We start from the raw sequence: 18,961 nt of genomic DNA, 5'->3' as shown, positions 1-18,961 counted from the left end.
CCTGCCGTTAGCGCGGCGGAGCCGCCACCAGAAGCCCGCCCGCAAACGTGTCGCCCAAGCCGACCGTCCCCGCGAGCTTGCGGGCCTCGAACGCCGGCACCACGCATATCCCTTGCTTTCCGGCAGCGAGCTCGGCAAGTGCCAGCCCGCGCGCGTTCGGCGGCAGTCCGGCCACGATCCCAGCTATCTCCGCTTCGCTGCAAAACTTCCCAGAGACAGCCCGCGCGACTGCGAACCGAGTTCCGCTGCGGAGCGCCTCCTTCCATCCGTCAGCATCCGCACCGGAGAGGCAAGCCGCAAATTCACGAGTGTGCAGGATCAAATTCGACACGCCCAATGCGCTTCTCGCCTCCTCCAGGACGACAAGCAGCCGGTCGTCCGGCAGCTCCAGCAAAGGCTCGTCCAGTCCAAGCAATTCTCCGATTTCGTCCTCGTTGCAGCCCACGCTGCGAATATAGGGTCGGAACCGCTCGATTACGCGAAGCTGGGCTTCCCTTGAAAAAAACGCGGCAAGCTCGAGATGAACCGGAGGAGCCTTTGCTCCCAGCGCGACAATCAAATCGATTTGCTCCTGCATCAAGATGCCCGCCTTATCCTCGTTGTCGGCCGCATTGTACCCGGAGACGAGCAGAGCCCGAAAGGCGTTCGCCTCGTTCTCCAGGCGGTAAGCGAACCCCGCGGCAACCAGCCTTCCGGAAAACTCTCCGGTCCCTCTCAGGATCAGGCGGTTCGCCCGGCCTTCGCAGCTGAACTCCAAAATGTAGTGAACCGGCGGAGCCGCTTCGAGATTGCGCTCTGCCCGCAGACCGTCATGGTCCAGCAAATCATCAAACCTTTCCGTCCAGGCCGGCAAGTTGACCAACGCTTCGTGTCCGGCCGCCGCCGCCGCGCGGGCGGCCTGAAGGCCGGTCCCTCCGATCGCCCACTCCCAGTCCGCCATGCCGCGAAGGTCCCGAAGTAGCTCCTCGTCGGCAACGATATACTCTCCTCCGCTTCCCGCCGCGACGTTCCATGCTATCGCCTCGGCCAGCTCTCTTCTGGAGCGAAGCACAGCGCTTTGCTTGCGCGGGACTACGCCTTCCGCGCGGCGGTCCTTGCATAAGCGTTCATATAACGATGGGTCCAATGCCGCCTTGCCGTCCAAATTGGCCGTAAAGCCGCACGCAATCCGACTCATCCCTTCACCGCCCCTCCGGTAAGCCCTTTGGCCAGTTTCTTCTCGAAAATAAGCACGATCAAAATCAGCGGCAGCGTGACCACGACGCTCGCAGCCGCAACGTCTCCCCACGGAACGTAAAACATTTGCGGAAACAAAGCGATTCCTACCGGGATCGTCTGCGTGCTGACCTTGTTCGTCAGCGTCAGGGCGATCAAAAACTCATTCCACGAAGCGATAAAAACGAGCAGCCCTGCCGTCACGAGCCCAGGCATGACTAGCGGAAGAGCGATTTGCCAGTAGGTACGGACAATGCCGCAGCCGTCTACGGAAGCCGCTTCCTCCAGACCGTCCGGCAGCTCGCGGAAAAACCCGTGTAGCAGCCATACGCATAAGGGCAAGCAGAACAGCATGTAGGAAAAAACAAGCCCGATATGCGTGTTATACAGTCCTAGCCCCCGGATCATCGTATACAGAGGCGAAATAATCGCGATCTGCGGAAACATCGACGTCGCCAGAAACAACCCCAGCGCAAAGCCCTTTCCCTTGATAGGCAGTCTCGCAATCGCGTAAGCGGCCATGCTCCCGAGCAGAAGGCTGATCGCCGTTACACCGGCGGCGACGACCGCGCTATTCCCGATAAACCTGACAAACGTCGATTGAAGCACATTCGAGTAATGCGTCCAAGTGATTTCCGTAGGCAGCAGGGGCGGGAGCGAACTCAAGTCCCGGTCCGGCTTCAGCGACGTGATGATCTGCCATACGAACGGACCGATATTGAGAGCCGAAACCCCGGTCATCGCCAACGTCAGGACAACCGTTTTCCAGATTCTTTTGCGCAGCACCCCGTTTACCTGCCTTCTATTCGCGCATAAGCGCGACGCTGCAGCATTTGAAGAACCAACGCAAGAACAAGCACGGACAGCGCCATTACCGTCGCCATCGCGGCCCCGTAGCCGACCTGCGCGGAGGAAAAGATCGTCTTATAGGCGTAGCTCGAAAGCACCTCGGTCGAATTGGCCGGCCCGCCGCCCGTTAGCACGTACACCAGATCGAAGACACGGAATGCATCGAGCGCCCGCAGCAGAAATGCCGTTAGCAGCGCGGGAAACACCATCGGAAGCGTAATCCGCATAAAACGTTGGCCCGGACGCACTCCGTCGATATCTGCCGCCTCGTAGATGTCCTCTGGTATCGTTTGCATCGCCGCCAGCACGATCAAGGCCATGAACGGCGTCGTTTTCCAGACGTCCGCGACAATGACGGCCCACATCGCGCTGCCGCTGTCGGCCAGCCAGTTATGTGATGAGGAAATCACGCCGAGCCGCTCCAGCAAGTAATTGATCAGCCCGAAATCCGCATTGAACAGCCACTGCCACATGCTGGCGGAAATGACGGTAGGAATCGCCCACGGAATCAGCACGCTGGCGCGGACCCACTTACGCCCGGAAATGTTTTTGTCCAGCAGCACGGCAATACCGAGCCCGATCGCCGTTTCCAGCGCCACCGATAGAGCCGTGAATCCCCAGGTATTGCGGTAAGAGATTTTGAACCAGACGTCGTTTAACAGCCGCTTGTAATTGTCCAATCCGATAAAACGGGACGCCGAATCCAGAAACGAAGCGTCGTAGAAGCTGAGCGACAACGTTTTGAGCACCGGATAAAACCCGACCGCCGCCAGAATCGCAATCGACGGAGCAATAAACAAATAACCGATAAGGGCGGATTTGCGCTGACGTCGCGAGTTCGTCATTGGTTCAGAATCGCGCGAATTTCTTCGTCCAACTGCTTAGTCGCCCGATCGACATGCAGGCTTCCAGACAACACGGCCGAAACGGCGGCTTGCAGCTTCAACGAGATTTGCGGATATTTCGGCGTAATCGGCCTGGCGACCGTACCGTTGAACACCTCCGACAGTTCTGTCAGGAACGGAGCGTTCCGCTTCAGATCCTCATCCTCCAGAACGGACGGGCGAGTCGGGCTGAACGCCATCTTCTTGGCAAAATAAAGCTGGGACTCCTTGCTCGACAGAAACTGCGCGAACTTGACCGCTGCTTCCTTATGCTTGGAATTTTGGGCCACCATAAACTGGTAGCCTCCCATCGTGGACGCGCTCTTTCCTCCCTCGAACGCTGGAAGCGGAGCTACGCCTACCTTGCCCGCGACCTTGGAGCCGGCTTCGTCCTGCGCTACGTTCCACACATAGGACCAGTTGCGAAGGAATACCGCGTTGCCGTCGGTGAAAATCGTGCGGCTCGGCTCTTCGTCGTAAGACAGCAGAGATTTCGGACTGATCCCGCTGTCCAGCGTACTCTTCATAAAAGCGAGCGCTTTCTCCGTTGCCGGGGAATCGATGACGCTCTCTTCGTTCTCATCCACGACCGCCCCGCCGGCGCTGGTCAGAAACTCCACGAAATCACAGACGAGAACTTCAGCCTGCTTGCCTTGCCAGAGGAAGCCATGCAGCTTCGGATTTTGTTCCTTTTCCACAATGAACTGGGCCGTCTTGACTAGCTCGTCCCACGTTTGCGGAACCGCCTGCCCGTACTTCTCCAACAAATCCTTGCGGTAATAGAGCATGCCCCCGTCGACATACCAAGGCATAGCCGCCAATTGCCCCTGGTAGGTCAGCGCCTCGATTACCCCCGGATAGTACTGATCCTTCTCCACGTAAGCATCCATCGGCTCGGTCCAACCGGCCGAGGCGAATTCCGGCACCCACACAACATCGCCGGTAAATACGTCGATGTCGGCCTCTCCCGATGATAAAGCGGTTACAAGATACTGATGGATTTCCGTGCTCATGGACGGAGGCGGCAACTGATGGACATCTACTTCGATGTCGGGATTTTGCGCTTCGAACTCCTTTACCAATTCCGTCCACGAATCTTCGCCGAACGTTTTAATGCCCGTGAACCTGATCGTCACCTTCTCTTCCGCCCCGCCCGATTGCGATGCGGAGGCTGACTGAACGGCGTCGCCGGTCTCCCCCTTTTGTCCGCACCCGCCAAGCACCGCGGCCGCAACGGCCGCTGCCGCCATTCCTCCGACAAGCCTTTTCCCTAACGATTTCAAGCTAAGCCCTCCCCAAGTTTCGATTGTTCGTCGTTCTTGTTGCAAGCTAAAACGCTTAAAACCTTCGTCCACCCCCTGAAAATCAACACAAAGCGTTTAATATTGGTTTATTTTGTTCATTTCACGACTATAATAAGAGATATTTTGGTGATATGTCAACATTTAATTTCTATTTTTGTTTGTTATCAAACAAAAATGCAGGATATTTTCTTATTCGATTCATGGTTTATGTTTGTTTTTTTTGAAACTTGCATTGACACACCCTCAAATCGTTCACTAATATGTTTACATAAACAAACAATGATTATTTGTCGTAGAATCGAAACAAGAACAGGAGAGGTATAAAAATATGTCGGACAAGCGACTCGGAAAGCTGGCCGAGCTAATCAAACAGCGGGGAAATTTGTCCGTGCAGGAGCTCATGGATTACTTTAACGTGTCAGACATGACGATACGCAGAGACTTGCAGAAGCTGGAGAATTCAGGAAAATTCCAGCGTTTTCATGGCGGCATCCGTTTTCTGGACGAGACCCCTCTCGACAAGCGGGAGCACTGCCAGTTGGACGAGAAGAAGCGCATCGCCCATTACTGCCTTTCGCTCATCCAGCCCCGAGATACGATTATTCTGGATTCCGGCACGACGACAAGCCAGATTGCGGCCGCTCTTGCGGATTCGGACATTCGGGACGTCACGGTCATCACCAATTCGTTGACCGCAGCCCATTTGCTCCGCAATCAGGAACACGTTTCGCTGGTCATCAGCGGAGGAGAATTGCGGCATATTTCCCAATCGTTCGTCGGCAGCACGGCGCGGACGTTTTTCGAGAACGTATATGTCAACAAAGCTTTTATTGCCACCGGGGGAATTACAGAAAAGGGATTCTCCACTTCTACTTTCGCCGAAGCGGAAATCAAGCAGTGTATGGCCAATTCCAGCAGTTCCACCTACATCGTTACCGATTCCAGCAAATTCGGAAGTCGCTCTCTTAACTTTTTCGCGCCGCTGGAAGCGGCTAACGCCATCGTAACAGACACGGGAGTTCCCGATGAATGGGTCGCCTTGTGCAAACAACATCAGATCGAAGTCTGCTCGGTTTAATCTATGCCGGAAGCGCAGAAAAAGGCGGAAACCGCAACTTAATGCGGTCCCGCCCCGTATTTCGCATGTGATGTCTCCTGTAAAATTTTCGCACCAAGAAAGCAAACTCCTCCCTTGCTCCCGGCTCAACAATAATTTCAATCCCGAAATCCCTTGCATTTTAGAGTCTTATCCCCTATAATAACTCTTGCTGTACTTAATGAGCGCCCGTGGTCCAACGGATATGACGCAGCCCTCCGAAGGCTGAGATTGAGGTTCGATTCCTCACGGGCGCGCCAATATTGCTTATATCAGCCGGCCGGCTTCAGGCCGGTTTTTTTGTATCCCCGCCCCCCTGCTCAGAGAACCGCAAATTTCTTCGTCAACCCTCTTTGACTTTCTTTGACTTTTAGCTTCGGATTCGCTATGATAAGGAAACCACAGTTCATGAGGAGGGACGCCAAACATGAGTTTTGTACCTATGGTTGTCGAGCAAACCAATCGAGGAGAACGGGCATATGACATCTATTCCCGATTACTCAAAGATCGAATCGTATTTCTGGGAACGCAGGTGAACGACGTAGTCGCCAACTCCATTATCGCTCAATTGCTGTTCCTGGCGGCCGAAGATCCGGAAAAGGACATTCACCTCTACATCAACAGTCCCGGCGGTTCGATTACGGCCGGCATGGCCATATACGATACGATGCAGTTCATCAAGCCGGACGTCTCCACGATTTGCGTCGGCATGGCCGCGTCGATGGGCGCGTTCCTGCTCGCCGCGGGCGCCAAGGGCAAGCGCTTCGCCCTGCCGAACAGCGAAGTAATGATCCACCAGCCGCTCGGAGGAGCCGAAGGGCAAGCCAGCGACATCGAGATCCGCGCTCGCAGAATTCTGAAGCTGCGGGATAAGCTGAACGGCATTCTGGCCGAACGTACCGGCCAGCCGCTGGAAAGAATCGAGAAGGACACCGACCGCGACAACTTCATGGATGCCGAAGTCGCCTGCGAGTACGGTCTGATCGATAAAGTCATCGAGAAAGTCAACTAAGCGTTACTCCCGCATTAAGAAGAAGCCGTTCGGGTCATCCCAAGATGACCTGAACGGCTTCTTCTTACCCCCCCCATTAACACAACTCCAATTGTATGTCAACAAAAATTCAAAACTTTGAATGCCCTCTCTGCTAGTCCACCAAACCATGTTATTCTGTTAATTATAAGAATTCCATTTAGACCCAGTTCTAGCTATCTCTTAGGAACTTTGGAAGAGAGGAATTATGTATGCCTGAAAGATCGTATCCGTACCTTGTAGCCACGTCGTCCGAGGACCCTTCCGCAGCAGGGAGAACGCATTCTGCTCCCGTTGACATGGTTGCAGCTCGTCGGTTGAGCGATAAAGCATCCTTGCTTCGCCCGCTTAAAGATGAGCATCTGCTGGAAGTCTACAGAGAAGCCAAGAAGATGAATCTGTCTCATGAATTCATCGAACTGCTGGAAGAAGCGCTCTCTATCCGTCAGTTGAGCCATTATAAAGAAGCGTAAACCCGTCATCTTTGCGATAACTTTCCTACTCTTTCCGCCCGCCGGCTTAGGCGGGCGGTTTTATTTCTCCTATCTTGCTTCCTGGCTTGCGAACGTCTTAATAATTGGATAATTCAATTAAGTTTCCATCAGGATCTCTGAAATAAATGGAGGTTATCGGTCCTAATGCTCCCGTCCTCTTAACCGGCCCTTCTACGATATCGATGCCTTTTTCGATGAACTGCGTGCGGAGTTCTTCAATCGGCTCTTTGGTTATAAAGCAGAGATCCTCTGAACCAGGCAACGGCGACTGGGCTTTGGGTTCGAACTCATTGCCGTATTCGTGAAGATTGATCTTCTGTTGCCCGAAGGAAAGGGCCTTTCTATTCGCACCGAACGTAATCAATTCCATTCCTAATGCCCCTGTATAAAACCGGACCGTCTTTTCCAAATCCCTAACCGTTAACACGATATGATCGATTCTCTCAATCATGCGATTGGTCTCCTCTCGAACAGTAATCCTGCCTTCATGTCCCTCGGACGTTCATGGGTCAGTCGCAGAAAAAGAGGGCGTCTCGAAAACCGGAGGCCTCCTGCGAGAAACCCTCCGAGCTTTCAAGACGACCTCCGCCTTGTTCGCGTCTATTATTGCATTTCGTATTGAACGGTGACTTGCGTGCTGATCTCGATCTGGCCCGATTGCACCGAGGAAGCCGCGCTGTCCATAGCCATTTCAGCCATCACGGCCTTGGCTTGCGTGCGGGCATACAGCACCGGATTGTTCGACACTTCGCCCTGCACGATGTTCGTGACGCCCTTCAGCTGACGATTGGCCGACGTCGCCAATACCCCGGCTTTGGCAGCCGCGTTCTGCATCGCCTTCTTGAGCGCTTCCAGCTCGTACTGCTCCTTCTTCTCCGTAGAGAATTGCACGCCGTCCAGCCGGTTCGCTCCGGACTCCGTCAACGCATCGAACAGCTTGCCGATGTCCGGCAGCTTCCGGTAGGTCACCTGAATCGAATGAACCGCGATGTAGCCCTTCAGCACGCGTCCGTCCTTCTCCGTATAGTTGTACTCGGGCTGCACGTCGAACCCGGTCGTCGTAACGTCCTTCTTGGCGATGCCGAACGTCTCGTACAGCACCTTCTCCACTCCCGCGAACTGCTTCGCGTTCGCTTGCTGCGCCTCCGTCGCTTTCGACCCGCGCGTCTCGACCGCCAGACGCAGATAAGCGACGTCCGGCTCTACCATCACGGAGCCGCTCGCCCCCACCGTTACCGTATAAGGCGCCGTTTGGACAGCCGAAGCCGAAGTTTCTGCGGACACCGCGTTCCCCTCCCCTTTCACGAATCCGAACCATCCAATTACCGCCGCGGCCAGAACGACCGACAACACTTGCAAAGCGCTTTTTTTCATGACCAAGCCCCTTTCGATCGGTTTGCCTTTATTAACGCAATCGAATAGACAAATGTTTCACGTTCAGGGACAAAAATGTTAAAAACGCAAAAAGCCCCTCCACGGGGGCTTCATGCAAAAAATCTTATTGATTTTCCAGTTCTTCTTTGCTCACGAGTTGGACTAAAGCGGTTACAGCCTGCTCTGCGTCCGAACCCTCCGCGCTGATCGCGACCTCCGTGCCGGAGCTGATCGCCAGGCTCATAATGCCCATGATGCTCTTCGCGTTAACCTTCTTCTCATCCTTCTCAACGAAGACGTCCGAAGAGAATTTATTGGCCTCTTGCACGAATAGTGCCGCCGGTCTGGCGTGAAGACCTGTTTTAAGCCGAACGACTACCGGCTGTCTCGTCATGGACCGGATACCCCCTATCTTTAATTCGTCCCGCTCGTCGGGACTCCCGTGCTCCAGTTCTACATTATTATAACATTGATATGAACAAATGCGCCATACGCTTTATGCCCCGCCGTTTCGGATTTTTTCGGCCAACTCGTCGAGCTTGCGGAGCCGATGGTTAACGCCCGATTTGCTGACCTGGCCTTTCAGCAGATCTCCGACTTCCTTGAGGTTGATATCCGGGTGCTGGAGCCTGACCTCGGCCACCTCGCGGAGCTTGTCGGGAAGATTGTGAAGTCCGATTTCCTTCTCCAAGAGCTTGATGTTATCGATCTGCCGAACCGCGGCTCCGATCGTCTTGTTCAGATTGGCGGTCTCGCAGTTGACGATCCGGTTCACGGAATTGCGCATATCCCGCATGATGCGGACATCCTCGAACTTGAACAGCGCCTGATGCGCGCCGATAATGTTCAGAAATTCGATGATCTTCTCGCCTTCCTTGATGTACAGGATAAAACCCTTCTTCCGCTCAATGAACCGGGCGTTCAGATGGAACTTGTTCGCCAAGTCGACGAGAGCCTTGCAGTGCTCTTCGTACATCGACGAAATCTCGAGGTGGTAGGACGACCCTTCGGGATTGTTCACCGAGCCTCCCGCCAGGAAAGCGCCCCGCAGATAAGCCTTCTTGCAGCAGGATTTACGCACGAGCTCCTTGTCGATGCTCGGATGGAAGAGGAACCCCTCCGAGACGATGCTCAGATCGTTCAAGATCGCTTCGGCCCCGGCTGGAATTCGAACGACGTAGACGTTGTTTTTTTTCAGCCGCATCTTTTTGCGGACGAAAAGCTCAGTGACGACCGTAAAATGGCGCTTTAGCAACGTATAGATTCGACGCGAAATCGCGGCATTCTCCGTGGCGATGTCCAGCACGACCCTGCGGTTCGACAACGAGATCGTACCGTTCATCCGAATCAGCGCAGACAGTTCCGCCCTTTCGCAGCAGCTGTCGCTCTCGAGCATCGTGAGCTCCTTTTTCGTTTGCGCTGCAAAAGACATGCCTTTCTCACCCCTTTCTGAGCATCCAGTTATCGACCAACTGGTAAATGTGCTCGCTTAGTTTCTCCGCGTCATGCCGCAAGTAAGTGCGGAACAGGACGAGTTTGTCCGCGATGACCTTGTAGCCCCGGCGGGTAACCTCCTCCAGGTCCAAGTGGACCGCCTTGGCTCCCTGCTCGGCGTAGAGGTTCTCCACCTGCGGGGGGATTTCTCCATCGTTCACGATGACGTAGTCAAAAAGATGATGGCCGATATGGGCGTGAACGGCGGCCAGATGATCGCTGACGGAATAGTTGTCCGTCTCGCCGGGCTGGGTCATCACGTTGCAGACAAACAGCTTGGCCGCGTTGGATTCCACGATCGCCTCCGCCAGCTCCGGTACGAGCAGATTTGGAATAATGCTCGTATACAGGCTTCCCGGACCGATCAGGATCGCATCCGCTTCCCGCAGGGCCTCGACGGCCTCCGGAAGCGCCTTGACGTCGGGCGGCTCCAGATACACTCTCCGGATGGCGAGCCCCGACTTCGGAATCGCCGACTCTCCTACGACGGTCGAACCGTCCTCCATCTCCGCCTTCAACACGATAGACTGATTGGCCGCCGGCAGCACCCGTCCCCTGACGGCGAGAATGCGGCTCAGCTCGGTAATGCCCGTGACGAAGTCTCCGGTAATGTCCGTCATCGCCGCCAAGATGAGATTGCCGAGGCTGTGTCCGGCCAATCCCGTCCCGTTCTGGAATCTGTATTTCAGCACTTCGGCCATAAGAGGCTCCTTATCGGCGAGCGCGGTCAGCACGTTGCGGATATCGCCGGGAGGCGGAATCTGCAATTCCTCCCTCAGAATGCCGGAACTGCCTCCGTCGTCCGCGACCGTGACGATGGCCGTAATGTCGAGCGGCTTCCGCTTCAAGCCGCGCAGCATAACGGACAGCCCGGTGCCTCCGCCGATCACGACGATCCGCGGCTTGCGGGCAGAGGGTTGTCTTTTGCTCATTCCCTCACCTCAATGCCGGTCGCGTTCGGAGTCGCGGTGGCTTACTCGCACCGATTCCGTATCGCTGGAGCCCAGCCTGCGTCCCAAATATTCGGCTAGCGCCACCGATCTGTGCTTGCCTCCCGTGCATCCGATACCGATGACGATCTGGCTCTTGCCTTCCTTATGGTACATCGGGATCAGAAACTGCAGCATATCGAGCAGCTTCGTCAAAAAAGTCTGCGTCTCCGTCCACTTCATGACATAATCGTACACGTCCGGGTCGACTCCCGTTTTCGGGCGAAGCGTGTCGATATAGTGCGGGTTCGGCAAAAAGCGAACGTCGAAGATTAGATCGGCGTCGATCGGAACGCCGTACTTGAATCCGAACGACGTCACGTTAATCGAGATGTTGTTCTGATCCATGTTCGTGAACCGGGCGACGATCTTCTCTTTCAGCGCGGCGGGCTTCAGATTGCTCGTATCGATAACTTGATTGGCCCAGCCCTTCAAGTCTTCGAGCAGCTTACGCTCCAAGTGTATCCCGTCCAGCGGCAATCCATCCGGCGCCAGCGGGTGACGGCGCCTGCTCTCCTTGTAGCGCTGCACGAGCACCGAGTCGGTCGCGTCGAGGAACAGAATCTCGTAGTGGATCGTGTTATGCTCCCGAATATGATTAAGCGATTCGGACAGCGCCGTGAAGAACTCTCGCCCGCGCAGATCGATCACCAAGGCGACCTTGGCGATTCGGCCTTGCGACTGGTCGATCAAATCCGCGAACTTCGGAATAAGCACCGGCGGCAAATTATCGACGCAGAAGAACCCCAGATCCTCCAAGCTCTGCACGGCGATCGTTTTGCCGGCTCCCGACATCCCCGTTATAATGACGAGCCTAGGCTGCGTCGTTATCGTATCCATGCGTTACCCCTCTCCCTGCGGCCCTGATTACGTTCGTCCCTCTGCGGGACGGTAAAATAACATGAAGCGCCCGGACCGCTTCACGAGCGTGCGGAGCCGAGCGCCTTGCTGCAATTATGCCCGAAGGAACAATCCCGCGGCTCCGACCACTCCGGCGTTGTTGCCGAGCTCCGCCGCCACGATCTCCACTCCTGCCGTCGCGTTGGCCGGCGTCAGCTTGCCGAAGGCTTCGCGAATTTGCGCGAACAGATACTCTCCCGCCTTGCTGACCCCGCCGCCGATAATGAAGCGCTCAGGATTGACGACAAGCGCCACGACCGCCATCGATTTGCCCAGATAGAAGGCGGCCCGGCTGACGATCCTTGCGGCCGCCTCGTCGCCATCCTTCGCCGCGTCGATGACGTGCTTGGCCGTCAGCTCTTCTTCCACGAGAGCGAGCGACGTCTTGTCTCCGCGCGCGACGGCATCCTTCGCCATGCGAATGATTCCGGTAGCCGACGACACCGTCTCCAGACAGCCCATTCTGCCGCAGCCGCATTGGATCGCCTCAAGATCGGGCACGATCGTGATATGGCCCAGTTCCCCGGCCATCCCCGAAGCCCCTTCGATCAGCCGGTCGTTCAGTATGACGCCGCCGCCGACGCCTGTCCCGAGCGTATAGCAAACGCAGTTCCGTACGCCTCTGCCTGCGCCTCCCCATGCTTCGCCGAGAGCGGCGACGTTGGCGTCGTTGTTGATCTTCACCGGCTTGCCCAGCTTCTCTTCCATGATGCCCTTGACCGGTACGTCCTTGAACGGAAGGTTGGGCGAGAAGTTGATAATCCCCTCGGGAATGTTGAGAAACCCGGCAATGCCGATGCCTACGCCGACGACCGCTTCCCATTCCGCCGTTCCCGGAGGAACGAGCTCCCGGACATAGGCCGCGATATTGGACAGAACGGCATCCGCTCCATCGGAGGCTTGCGTAGGTCCTTCGTACGTGCGAAGCAAATCTCCCGTCTCGTTGCACAAGCCGACCTTGATGGACGTTCCGCCCAAATCTACGCCTACGAACAATGAATCTGACATGTTTGTCGACACCTCATAAGGAATAATTAGACTTAAAACAGTCGGCTCCGCCGCCGACGGGTCGGCGACGGAAGCGGCATATGAACCCAAGCTTACAGAGACTGGCTCCAGTCGTGCGTCGCGGAGCCTTCCAGAAACTTCTCGCAATCGAGCGCGGCCATGCAGCCGCTGCCTGCCGCCGTAATCGCCTGGCGGTACTTATGGTCCTGCACGTCTCCGCAAGCGAACACGCCCGGCACGTTCGTCTCCGTCGATCCCGGCTTCACCTGGATATAGCCGAGTTCGTCCGTCTCGATCTGATCGCCGAGAAACTTCGTGTTCGGCGTATGGCCGATCGCCACGAACAAGCCCTGCGTGCCGAGGATCTCTTCCTCTCCTGTCGCGTTGTCGCGCACTTTGAGACCCGTAATGCCCTGTTCGCCGGCGACGACCTCCAGCGGAGTTTTGTTTAATCCCCACGAAATCTTGTCGTTCTGGCGAGCCCGCTCCTGCATGATCTTGGAAGCGCGAAGTTCGTCGCGGCGATGGACGAGCGTCACTTCCGAGGCGAACCGCGTCAAGAAATTGGCTTCCTCCATCGCGGAATCTCCGCCTCCGACGACGATGATTTTCTTGCCGCGGAAGAAGAACCCGTCGCAAGTCGCGCACGTGCTGACTCCGTATCCGACGTTCTCCTTCTCCCCCGGAATGCCCAAATATTTGGCCGAAGCCCCGGTAGAGATAATCAGAGTCTCCGCTTGCAGCGTCTCCCCGCCTTCGAGCGACAGATTGAACGGCCGCTTGGACAAGTCAACCTGATTGATCCAGCCCGTGCGGAATGCCGCTCCGAACCGTTCGGCTTGCTTGCGCATGTTCGCCATGAGATCCGGTCCCATAATCCCCTCGGGAAAACCGGGGAAATTCTCGACCTCCGTCGTCGTCGTCAATTGACCGCCCGGCTCGGGCCCTTCGATGACGAGCGGCGACAGGTTCGCGCGGGCCAGATAGATCGCCGCCGTCAGCCCTGCGGGTCCCGTTCCGATTACGATTGTTTTGTGCATGGATGCTGCCTCCTCGTGGCGCGAAACGATATCAAGTCGTGTTCGAGTTCGTTGGAATTTAGATGCTAGTGAAACGAAGGTCTCGTCAAATCCAGCTTCTCCCGAATGCCGCACGCTTCGTCGATCCGGTTCGCGTACCGGCTGATGCTCGCTTGAGACACGCCGTACCGGCTGACGAGGTCCGCATACGTGACCGTTCTTCGGTGCATCTTGGCCGTCCAATATTCGAGCGCCGCCGCCCAGCCCGTCGACTTGTGCAGCTTCGGCACCTCCGGGTACACGCGCGACAGAAAATCGACCCACAGCGTCATCATGTCGTGCTGCTGCACGACGTCGTACCGTCCCGACATCCCTTCGAGCGCCTGCTCCAGCACGGTCTGCCATGCGCTGTCCCAGACCGGAAGCTGCGCGGATTTGCGGCGCGCGTCCAGCGTCAGCGTCCGTCCGCTGAAGATGACCGCGAGCGAGTCCTGCACCCCGATGGAACGGAGCACCAGCACCGCCACCCGCTTCAGTTCGTCCTCCTCGTCCGGATCGATCAGGAAGGCTTTCAGCGCCTCGACCACTTCATCGTCCGCCACGAGGCCCAGCGCTTGAATGACCTGCACCTTCGTGCGCCGGTCGCCGTGCCTGAGCGCCCAGAAGAAAGACGAACGGATAAGCGGATCGTTCTTCAGCGCCTCCGTCACTTGGCCAGGGTTGTTTTCCCACTGCTTGAACTGCTCTTCGAACGGAAGGTGATAATGGTAATGCGTCGGAGCGGTCTCTTCTCCCGCGCGGATCCTTTCCAGCTTTTTCAGGTGAAAAGGAGGCACTTGCGATTCGGGATCGAGTCTCTCGGCCTGCTGCCAATGCTTCTTCGCATCTTCGTAACGCTGAAGATTGACCGCCGCGATCGCCGCGAAGTGATGCAAGCTCGGCTCTCCCGCCAATTCTCCCGTGCGCAGCAGACGGCGGAAATGCTGGTAAGCCTCGCGATGCTCCCCCACGATGCCCAGCGTCGTCGCCATTTTGAACACGTGCTCGGGGTGGAAGGGAATCGTCTTGTTCAGCTTCGCGATCAGCGACCGAAGCTGCTCCTCCTGGTTCGAATGCTGGTAGAAAATGGCCAGATTGCACAGCGCGTGCAGATTGCCCGGCTCCGAATCCAGCACCTCGGTAATGGTGGAGACCGACTTGTCGAACAGCCCCATATAGTAGTATGCCAGCCCCAGGTTATTCCTTGCCGCCAAGAAGTCCGGCTGCCGCTCGATAATTTCTTCCAGCATTTTGACCGCCTCGGCGAACCGGCCTGCTTCCAGCAGTTCCCGGGCCTTGTCGTGGGCGTAGATATTTTCTTTGGCCTTAATGGTCGACAGCTTCGCGGGCCGGTTCAGCTCATAGTGAAGCAAGTCGAGCAGTTCGTCCGACTCTTCCAGAAATTGGCCTTCCGTATCGTTCTCCAGATACCGGACAAGGGCTTCTTCCGCCGCTTCGAACAGCTCCATGTTGGCGTAGTTGTTAGCTAAGTAGTAGTAGCATTCCGTCATCGCGGGATCGATCTGATCGAGCACCGAGCGAAGAATGACGTTCGATTCCTCGTACCGTCCCATCTCGGACAGAATGCCGGCCATGTTGCAGTGGTTGACCGGGTTCTCCGGTTCGTACTCCACCGCGCGGCGAAAATATTTCAGTGCCTTGTCGTAATGGTACCGATCCAGCGACTGAACGGCACGCTCGAAGAAGAATGTCGCATCCAATCTCATCGGGATGACTTTGGGACGTCGGTTTTTCGCCGCGCGCTTTCGCTGGCTCATCGCAAGGCACCTCCTCGTGGTCTGAAACTCATCACCCAAGATTATAACACAGCCTGCGCGATCCATAAAATAAAACTCCGGGGGCCTCATCCCCCGGAGCCAAGCAAGGGCGCCGACGAACGGACAAGGTCCGTCCGCCGCAGCTGCCGCTTCGTGTATTTTTCTATACGCCTTTCGTCTTGAAGAGCGTGCTGATCGAGCCGCCTTCCATGATGATGCGCGTCGCTTCCGCGAGCATCGGCGCCACCGAGATCACCTTGAACCGGGAAGAGCGTTCCTCCGGCAGCAGGATCGTGTCGGTAACGACCACTTCCTTGATGTTCGGGTGGTCGAGCCGCTTCAGGGCCGGATCGGAGAACAGCGGGTGGGTCGCGCATACGAACGGATCCTCCGCGCCGCGTTCCTTCAAGCCCTCGACGACGTTAACGATCGTCGTGCCGGTATCGATCATGTCTTCGATTACGATCGGGGTAAACCCTTCGACTTCCCCGATGACGTGCGTAATGACGGATTCGTTGTGCGCCGGACGCTTCTTGATCATGATGGCGAAAGAGCAATCCAGTTGGTTCGCCAGCTTCTCGGCCGTCGAGGCTCGTCCCGCATCCGGGGAGACCACGACGGGATTGCGGATGTTCTTCGACTTCAGATAGTCGCTGATCAAGTCCAGCGCGGTCAAGTGGTCGACCGGAATGTCGAAGAAGCCTTGAATGGCCGGAGCGTGCAAGTCGATCGTCACGATGCGGTGCGCGCCGACGGTCGTCAGCACATCGGCTACCATCTTCGCGGAGATCGGCTCGCGGGGAGCTGCTTTCCTTTCCTGCCGGGCATAGCCGTAATACGGAAGCACGACGTTAATCGTCCGTGCCGACGCCCGTTTCGCCGCATCGATCATGACCAGCAATTCCACGAAGTAATCGTTGATCGGATGGGATAAAGACTGGACCAGGAAAACGTCGCAGTTGCGAATCGTCTCCTCGTAGTGAACGTACACTTCACCGCTCTTGAACCGGGAAAGCTTGATTTTCCCCAGCGGCACTCCGAGATTGTCGGCGATCTTGCCTGCCAACAGCGGATTGGATGATCCCGAAAAGATACGAAGCTTACTGCTGCTGTACATGTGCCCCTCCATATTTTGGCGATTCGACGCTCCATGTGTCGAAATCCGTCAAGTCATCAAACCCATTATACATGAGTTCGGGCCGATTTTAAAAAGGTTTCGATTCCCGTTTACGCCCCGTGAACAAAGCCAGGTCCGTATATCCGGCTTTTTTCAGCATCGCTTGCGCTTCTGCTCCTTTTTGTCCCACTTTGTCGGGGTGATGGGCGTCGGAACCGTACGTTACGGGGATGTCGTAAGCTCTGGCTCGCTCCAGAATGGAAAAGGAGGGATACATTTCCTTGCAAGGCGCGTAGAAGCCTGCCGCGTTCAGTTCGAAGGCGAGGTCGTGCTTCTTGACGGCCTGCAACGCTGCATCCTCCAGGGCGGTCACGTCCTCCTCCGGACGGTAGCCGAACCGCTTGATCGCGTCGATGTGCCCGATGTAGTCGTAGAAGCCGGTTGCCGCGGCTTTCGCGATAGCGTCGAAGTACTGCTCGTACACGTCGACGACGCGGCGCCCCTCCCATCGGCCAACCTGCCGGAAGTCCGTCACATCCCACGTTCCGAGAAAATGAACCGAACCGATCACGTAATCCCATGGATAACCGTTCACGATTCGCTCGATCTCTTCTTCGTAACCCTCGACGTAATCGCCTTCCAGGCCGACCCGCACCTCGATGCGGCCCTTGTATTTCTCCTTCAGGGCAAGCGCCTCCTCCACATAGCGGGGAAGCTCGTCCATCGGCATCGCGGAATCGGGATTATCCTTGTCGGTGACATGCAGCAAAGGCATGTGGTCGGACAAGCCGATCTGCTCCATGCCTTGGTTTATCGCGCTGAGGATGTAGTCCTCCAAGTTGCCGACCGCATGGCCGCAGCGCGCGTGATGCGTATGATAATCGATGAGCATGCCTTTCGCTTCCGCCTGGGTCATGGCCGCTCCACCTAATCCTTCTTGACCGGTTTCCGGTGACGGAATTCCAGCTCTTTCAGCACGTCGTCGAACGGAATGCCCTGCTCGCGGAGCAGCACCATCAGGTGGAAAACGAGATCGGCGGACTCGCAGCGCAGCTCGTCCCCGTCGCGGTTTTTCGCGGCGATGATCACTTCGGCGGTTTCTTCCCCGACCTTCTTGAGAATTTTGTCGAGCCCCTTCTCGAACAAGTACGTCGTGTAGGCGCCTTCCGGGCGTTCCGCGTCGCGCTGCGCGATCGTCGTCTCGAGCCGGCTAAGCGGAGCGAAGCGGTCCTCCTGCCGCGCCGCTGCCTCGGCCGTCTTCGACGTACCTTCGCGATAGAAACAGCTGTACGCCCCGGTATGGCACGCCGGTCCGTTCTGGCGCACCTTCACGAGCAGCGTATCCCCGTCGCAGTCGTAATGCAGCGACTCGATCTGCTGCGTATGCCCGCTGGTTGCCCCTTTGTTCCACAGCTCGCCGCGCGACCGGCTCCAAAACCACGTTTGTCCGGATTCCAGCGACTTTTGCAGAGACTCCTTGTTCATGTAGGCCAGCATGAGCACTTCCTTGCTCAGCGCGTCCTGCACGACCGCCGGCACGAGCCCGTCGTCGCTCCACTTGATCTGATCCTGCCACTGTCCTTGCTCTTGCTGCGTCATCTGACGTTCACTCCTTTGCCGCGTAACGTTTGCTTAACCTCTTGCACCGTAACTTCCTTATAGTGAAAAATGCTCGCCGCCAGCGCCGCGTCCGCCTGCCCTTCCGCGAACACGTCCGCGAAATGCTGGGCGTTGCCCGCTCCTCCCGAAGCGATGACCGGGATGCCCACGCTCGACGACACCGCCTTGGTCAGCGCGACGTCGAAGCCGTCCTTCGTGCCGTCCGCGTCCATGCTGGTGAGCAGAATCTCTCCCGCTCCCCGGCGCTCCGCTTCTTTCGCCCACTCCAGCGCGCGAATGCCCGTCGAATGGCGTCCGCCGTGGGTGAACACCTCCCATTCTCCCCACTCCGCGTTGAACTTCGCGTCGATGGCCACCACGATGCACTGCGCGCCGAACGTACGGGAGCCGTCCGTAATCAGGTCCGGATTGCGGATCGCCGCCGTGTTGATGCCGATTTTGTCCGCGCCCGCGCGCAGCAGCCGCTTCATGTCCTCCACCGCCGAGATGCCGCCCCCGACCGTGAACGGAATCGTAATCTCCCCAGCCGTCCGCCGCACCACGTCCACCATCGTCGCCCGGCCTTCCACCGACGCGGAGATGTCCAGAAACACCAGCTCGTCCGCGCCTTCCCGGTCGTAGATCGCCGCCAGCTCCACCGGATCTCCGGCATCCCGCAAATTCACGAAATTAACGCCCTTAACGACCCGCCCGTCCTTCACGTCCAGGCAAGGTATGATTCTTTTAGCTAACATGCGGCGTTCCCCCTTTT

Annotated in this window: 20 protein-coding genes and 1 tRNA gene; 4 read left to right on the top strand and 17 right to left on the bottom strand. The window is 56.9% G+C overall.

Annotation, left to right across the window (positions count from 1 at the left end):
* Window positions 1-7 precede the first annotated feature (7 nt).
* From ACESLM_RS18905 to ACESLM_RS18890, 4 genes are read right to left on the bottom strand one after another with little or no spacing between them, the layout of a single operon-like run.
* Window positions 8-1,177 carry an ADP-dependent glucokinase/phosphofructokinase gene (locus ACESLM_RS18905; protein ID WP_372633116.1) on the bottom strand — a complete coding sequence of 390 codons (1,170 nt, stop codon included), beginning with the start codon at window positions 1,175-1,177 and terminating at the stop codon, window positions 8-10.
* Complete coding sequence (locus tag ACESLM_RS18900) at window positions 1,174-2,001, bottom strand: carbohydrate ABC transporter permease (RefSeq protein WP_372633115.1); 828 nt, start codon at window positions 1,999-2,001, stop codon at window positions 1,174-1,176. Before ACESLM_RS18900 ends, ACESLM_RS18905 begins: the two co-directional genes overlap by 4 nt.
* Before the next feature lie 5 nt (window positions 2,002-2,006).
* Entirely contained in the window at window positions 2,007-2,909 is a 903-nt protein-coding gene (locus ACESLM_RS18895) for a carbohydrate ABC transporter permease (protein WP_372633114.1), read from the bottom strand.
* Window positions 2,906-4,231, bottom strand: coding sequence for an ABC transporter substrate-binding protein (locus ACESLM_RS18890; RefSeq protein WP_372633113.1), 1,326 nt, complete (start codon window positions 4,229-4,231; stop codon window positions 2,906-2,908). Before ACESLM_RS18890 ends, ACESLM_RS18895 begins: the two co-directional genes overlap by 4 nt.
* A 349-nt stretch (window positions 4,232-4,580) precedes the next feature.
* Between ACESLM_RS18890 and ACESLM_RS18885 the strand changes: the two genes are divergently transcribed.
* The 4 genes from ACESLM_RS18885 to sda all read left to right on the top strand — a co-directional run bounded on the left by ACESLM_RS18885 (window position 4,581) and on the right by sda (window position 6,851).
* Window positions 4,581-5,330, top strand: a complete 750-nt coding sequence (locus ACESLM_RS18885; RefSeq protein ID WP_372633112.1) for a DeoR/GlpR family DNA-binding transcription regulator — start codon at window positions 4,581-4,583, stop codon at window positions 5,328-5,330.
* A 203-nt stretch (window positions 5,331-5,533) separates the two neighbouring features.
* Window positions 5,534-5,608 (top strand) — tRNA-Arg (locus ACESLM_RS18880).
* Between the two features lie 167 nt (window positions 5,609-5,775).
* Window positions 5,776-6,360 carry an ATP-dependent Clp endopeptidase proteolytic subunit ClpP gene (gene clpP, locus ACESLM_RS18875; protein WP_094042921.1) on the top strand — a complete coding sequence of 195 codons (585 nt, stop codon included), beginning with the start codon at window positions 5,776-5,778 and terminating at the stop codon, window positions 6,358-6,360.
* A 335-nt stretch (window positions 6,361-6,695) separates the two neighbouring features.
* Window positions 6,696-6,851 carry a sporulation histidine kinase inhibitor Sda gene (gene sda / locus ACESLM_RS18870; protein WP_372633111.1) on the top strand — a complete coding sequence of 52 codons (156 nt, stop codon included), beginning with the start codon at window positions 6,696-6,698 and terminating at the stop codon, window positions 6,849-6,851.
* A gap of 97 nt (window positions 6,852-6,948) precedes the next feature.
* Here the strand turns inward: sda and ACESLM_RS18865 are convergent, their stop codons facing one another.
* The 13 genes from ACESLM_RS18865 to hisF form a co-directional block, all read right to left on the bottom strand.
* A complete protein-coding gene (locus ACESLM_RS18865; RefSeq protein WP_372633110.1) occupies window positions 6,949-7,323 on the bottom strand; it encodes a VOC family protein in 375 nt (124 codons plus the stop codon).
* A gap of 152 nt (window positions 7,324-7,475) precedes the next feature.
* Complete coding sequence (locus ACESLM_RS18860) at window positions 7,476-8,246, bottom strand: SIMPL domain-containing protein (protein ID WP_372633109.1); 771 nt, start codon at window positions 8,244-8,246, stop codon at window positions 7,476-7,478.
* Between the two features lie 124 nt (window positions 8,247-8,370).
* Window positions 8,371-8,640 (bottom strand): HPr family phosphocarrier protein, encoded by a 270-nt coding sequence (locus tag ACESLM_RS18855; protein ID WP_094042918.1) that lies wholly within the window; start codon window positions 8,638-8,640, stop codon window positions 8,371-8,373.
* 102 nt (window positions 8,641-8,742) lie between these two features.
* Window positions 8,743-9,678: a DNA-binding protein WhiA gene (gene whiA / locus ACESLM_RS18850; RefSeq protein WP_094042917.1), complete on the bottom strand. Its 936-nt coding sequence runs from the start codon at window positions 9,676-9,678 to the stop codon at window positions 8,743-8,745.
* Between the two features lie 7 nt (window positions 9,679-9,685).
* On the bottom strand, window positions 9,686-10,672 hold the full coding sequence (locus ACESLM_RS18845) for a gluconeogenesis factor YvcK family protein (RefSeq protein WP_372633108.1): 987 nt from the start codon (window positions 10,670-10,672) through the stop codon (window positions 9,686-9,688).
* A 9-nt stretch (window positions 10,673-10,681) separates the two neighbouring features.
* Window positions 10,682-11,569 (bottom strand): RNase adapter RapZ, encoded by an 888-nt coding sequence (gene rapZ, locus ACESLM_RS18840; RefSeq protein ID WP_372633107.1) that lies wholly within the window; start codon window positions 11,567-11,569, stop codon window positions 10,682-10,684.
* A gap of 114 nt (window positions 11,570-11,683) precedes the next feature.
* On the bottom strand, window positions 11,684-12,637 hold the full coding sequence (locus tag ACESLM_RS18835; protein ID WP_372633106.1) for an ROK family glucokinase: 954 nt from the start codon (window positions 12,635-12,637) through the stop codon (window positions 11,684-11,686).
* A 92-nt stretch (window positions 12,638-12,729) separates the two neighbouring features.
* Window positions 12,730-13,677 carry a thioredoxin-disulfide reductase gene (trxB, locus tag ACESLM_RS18830; RefSeq protein ID WP_372633105.1) on the bottom strand — a complete coding sequence of 316 codons (948 nt, stop codon included), beginning with the start codon at window positions 13,675-13,677 and terminating at the stop codon, window positions 12,730-12,732.
* A gap of 65 nt (window positions 13,678-13,742) precedes the next feature.
* Complete coding sequence (locus ACESLM_RS18825; protein WP_372633104.1) at window positions 13,743-15,473, bottom strand: tetratricopeptide repeat protein; 1,731 nt, start codon at window positions 15,471-15,473, stop codon at window positions 13,743-13,745.
* Window positions 15,474-15,636: 163 nt separating this feature from the next.
* Entirely contained in the window at window positions 15,637-16,590 is a 954-nt protein-coding gene (locus ACESLM_RS18820) for a ribose-phosphate diphosphokinase (RefSeq protein ID WP_094042909.1), read from the bottom strand.
* A gap of 88 nt (window positions 16,591-16,678) precedes the next feature.
* The gene (gene hisJ / locus ACESLM_RS18815) at window positions 16,679-17,482 is read right to left on the bottom strand and encodes a histidinol-phosphatase HisJ (RefSeq protein ID WP_372633122.1); all 804 of its coding nucleotides are present in this window, start codon (window positions 17,480-17,482) and stop codon (window positions 16,679-16,681) included.
* A gap of 35 nt (window positions 17,483-17,517) precedes the next feature.
* A complete protein-coding gene (gene hisIE / locus ACESLM_RS18810; RefSeq protein WP_372633103.1) occupies window positions 17,518-18,189 on the bottom strand; it encodes a bifunctional phosphoribosyl-AMP cyclohydrolase/phosphoribosyl-ATP diphosphatase HisIE in 672 nt (223 codons plus the stop codon).
* A complete protein-coding gene (hisF, locus tag ACESLM_RS18805) occupies window positions 18,186-18,944 on the bottom strand; it encodes an imidazole glycerol phosphate synthase subunit HisF (protein ID WP_372633102.1) in 759 nt (252 codons plus the stop codon). Before hisF ends, hisIE begins: the two co-directional genes overlap by 4 nt.
* Window positions 18,945-18,961 lie beyond the last annotated feature (17 nt).

The organism is Cohnella sp. (genome assembly GCF_041641335.1).
In the GTDB taxonomy this organism is placed as follows: Bacteria; Bacillota; Bacilli; order Paenibacillales; family Paenibacillaceae; genus Cohnella.
The sequence above is the reverse complement of the archived record's forward strand: the minus strand, read 5'-3'. Positions and strand labels throughout refer to the sequence as shown.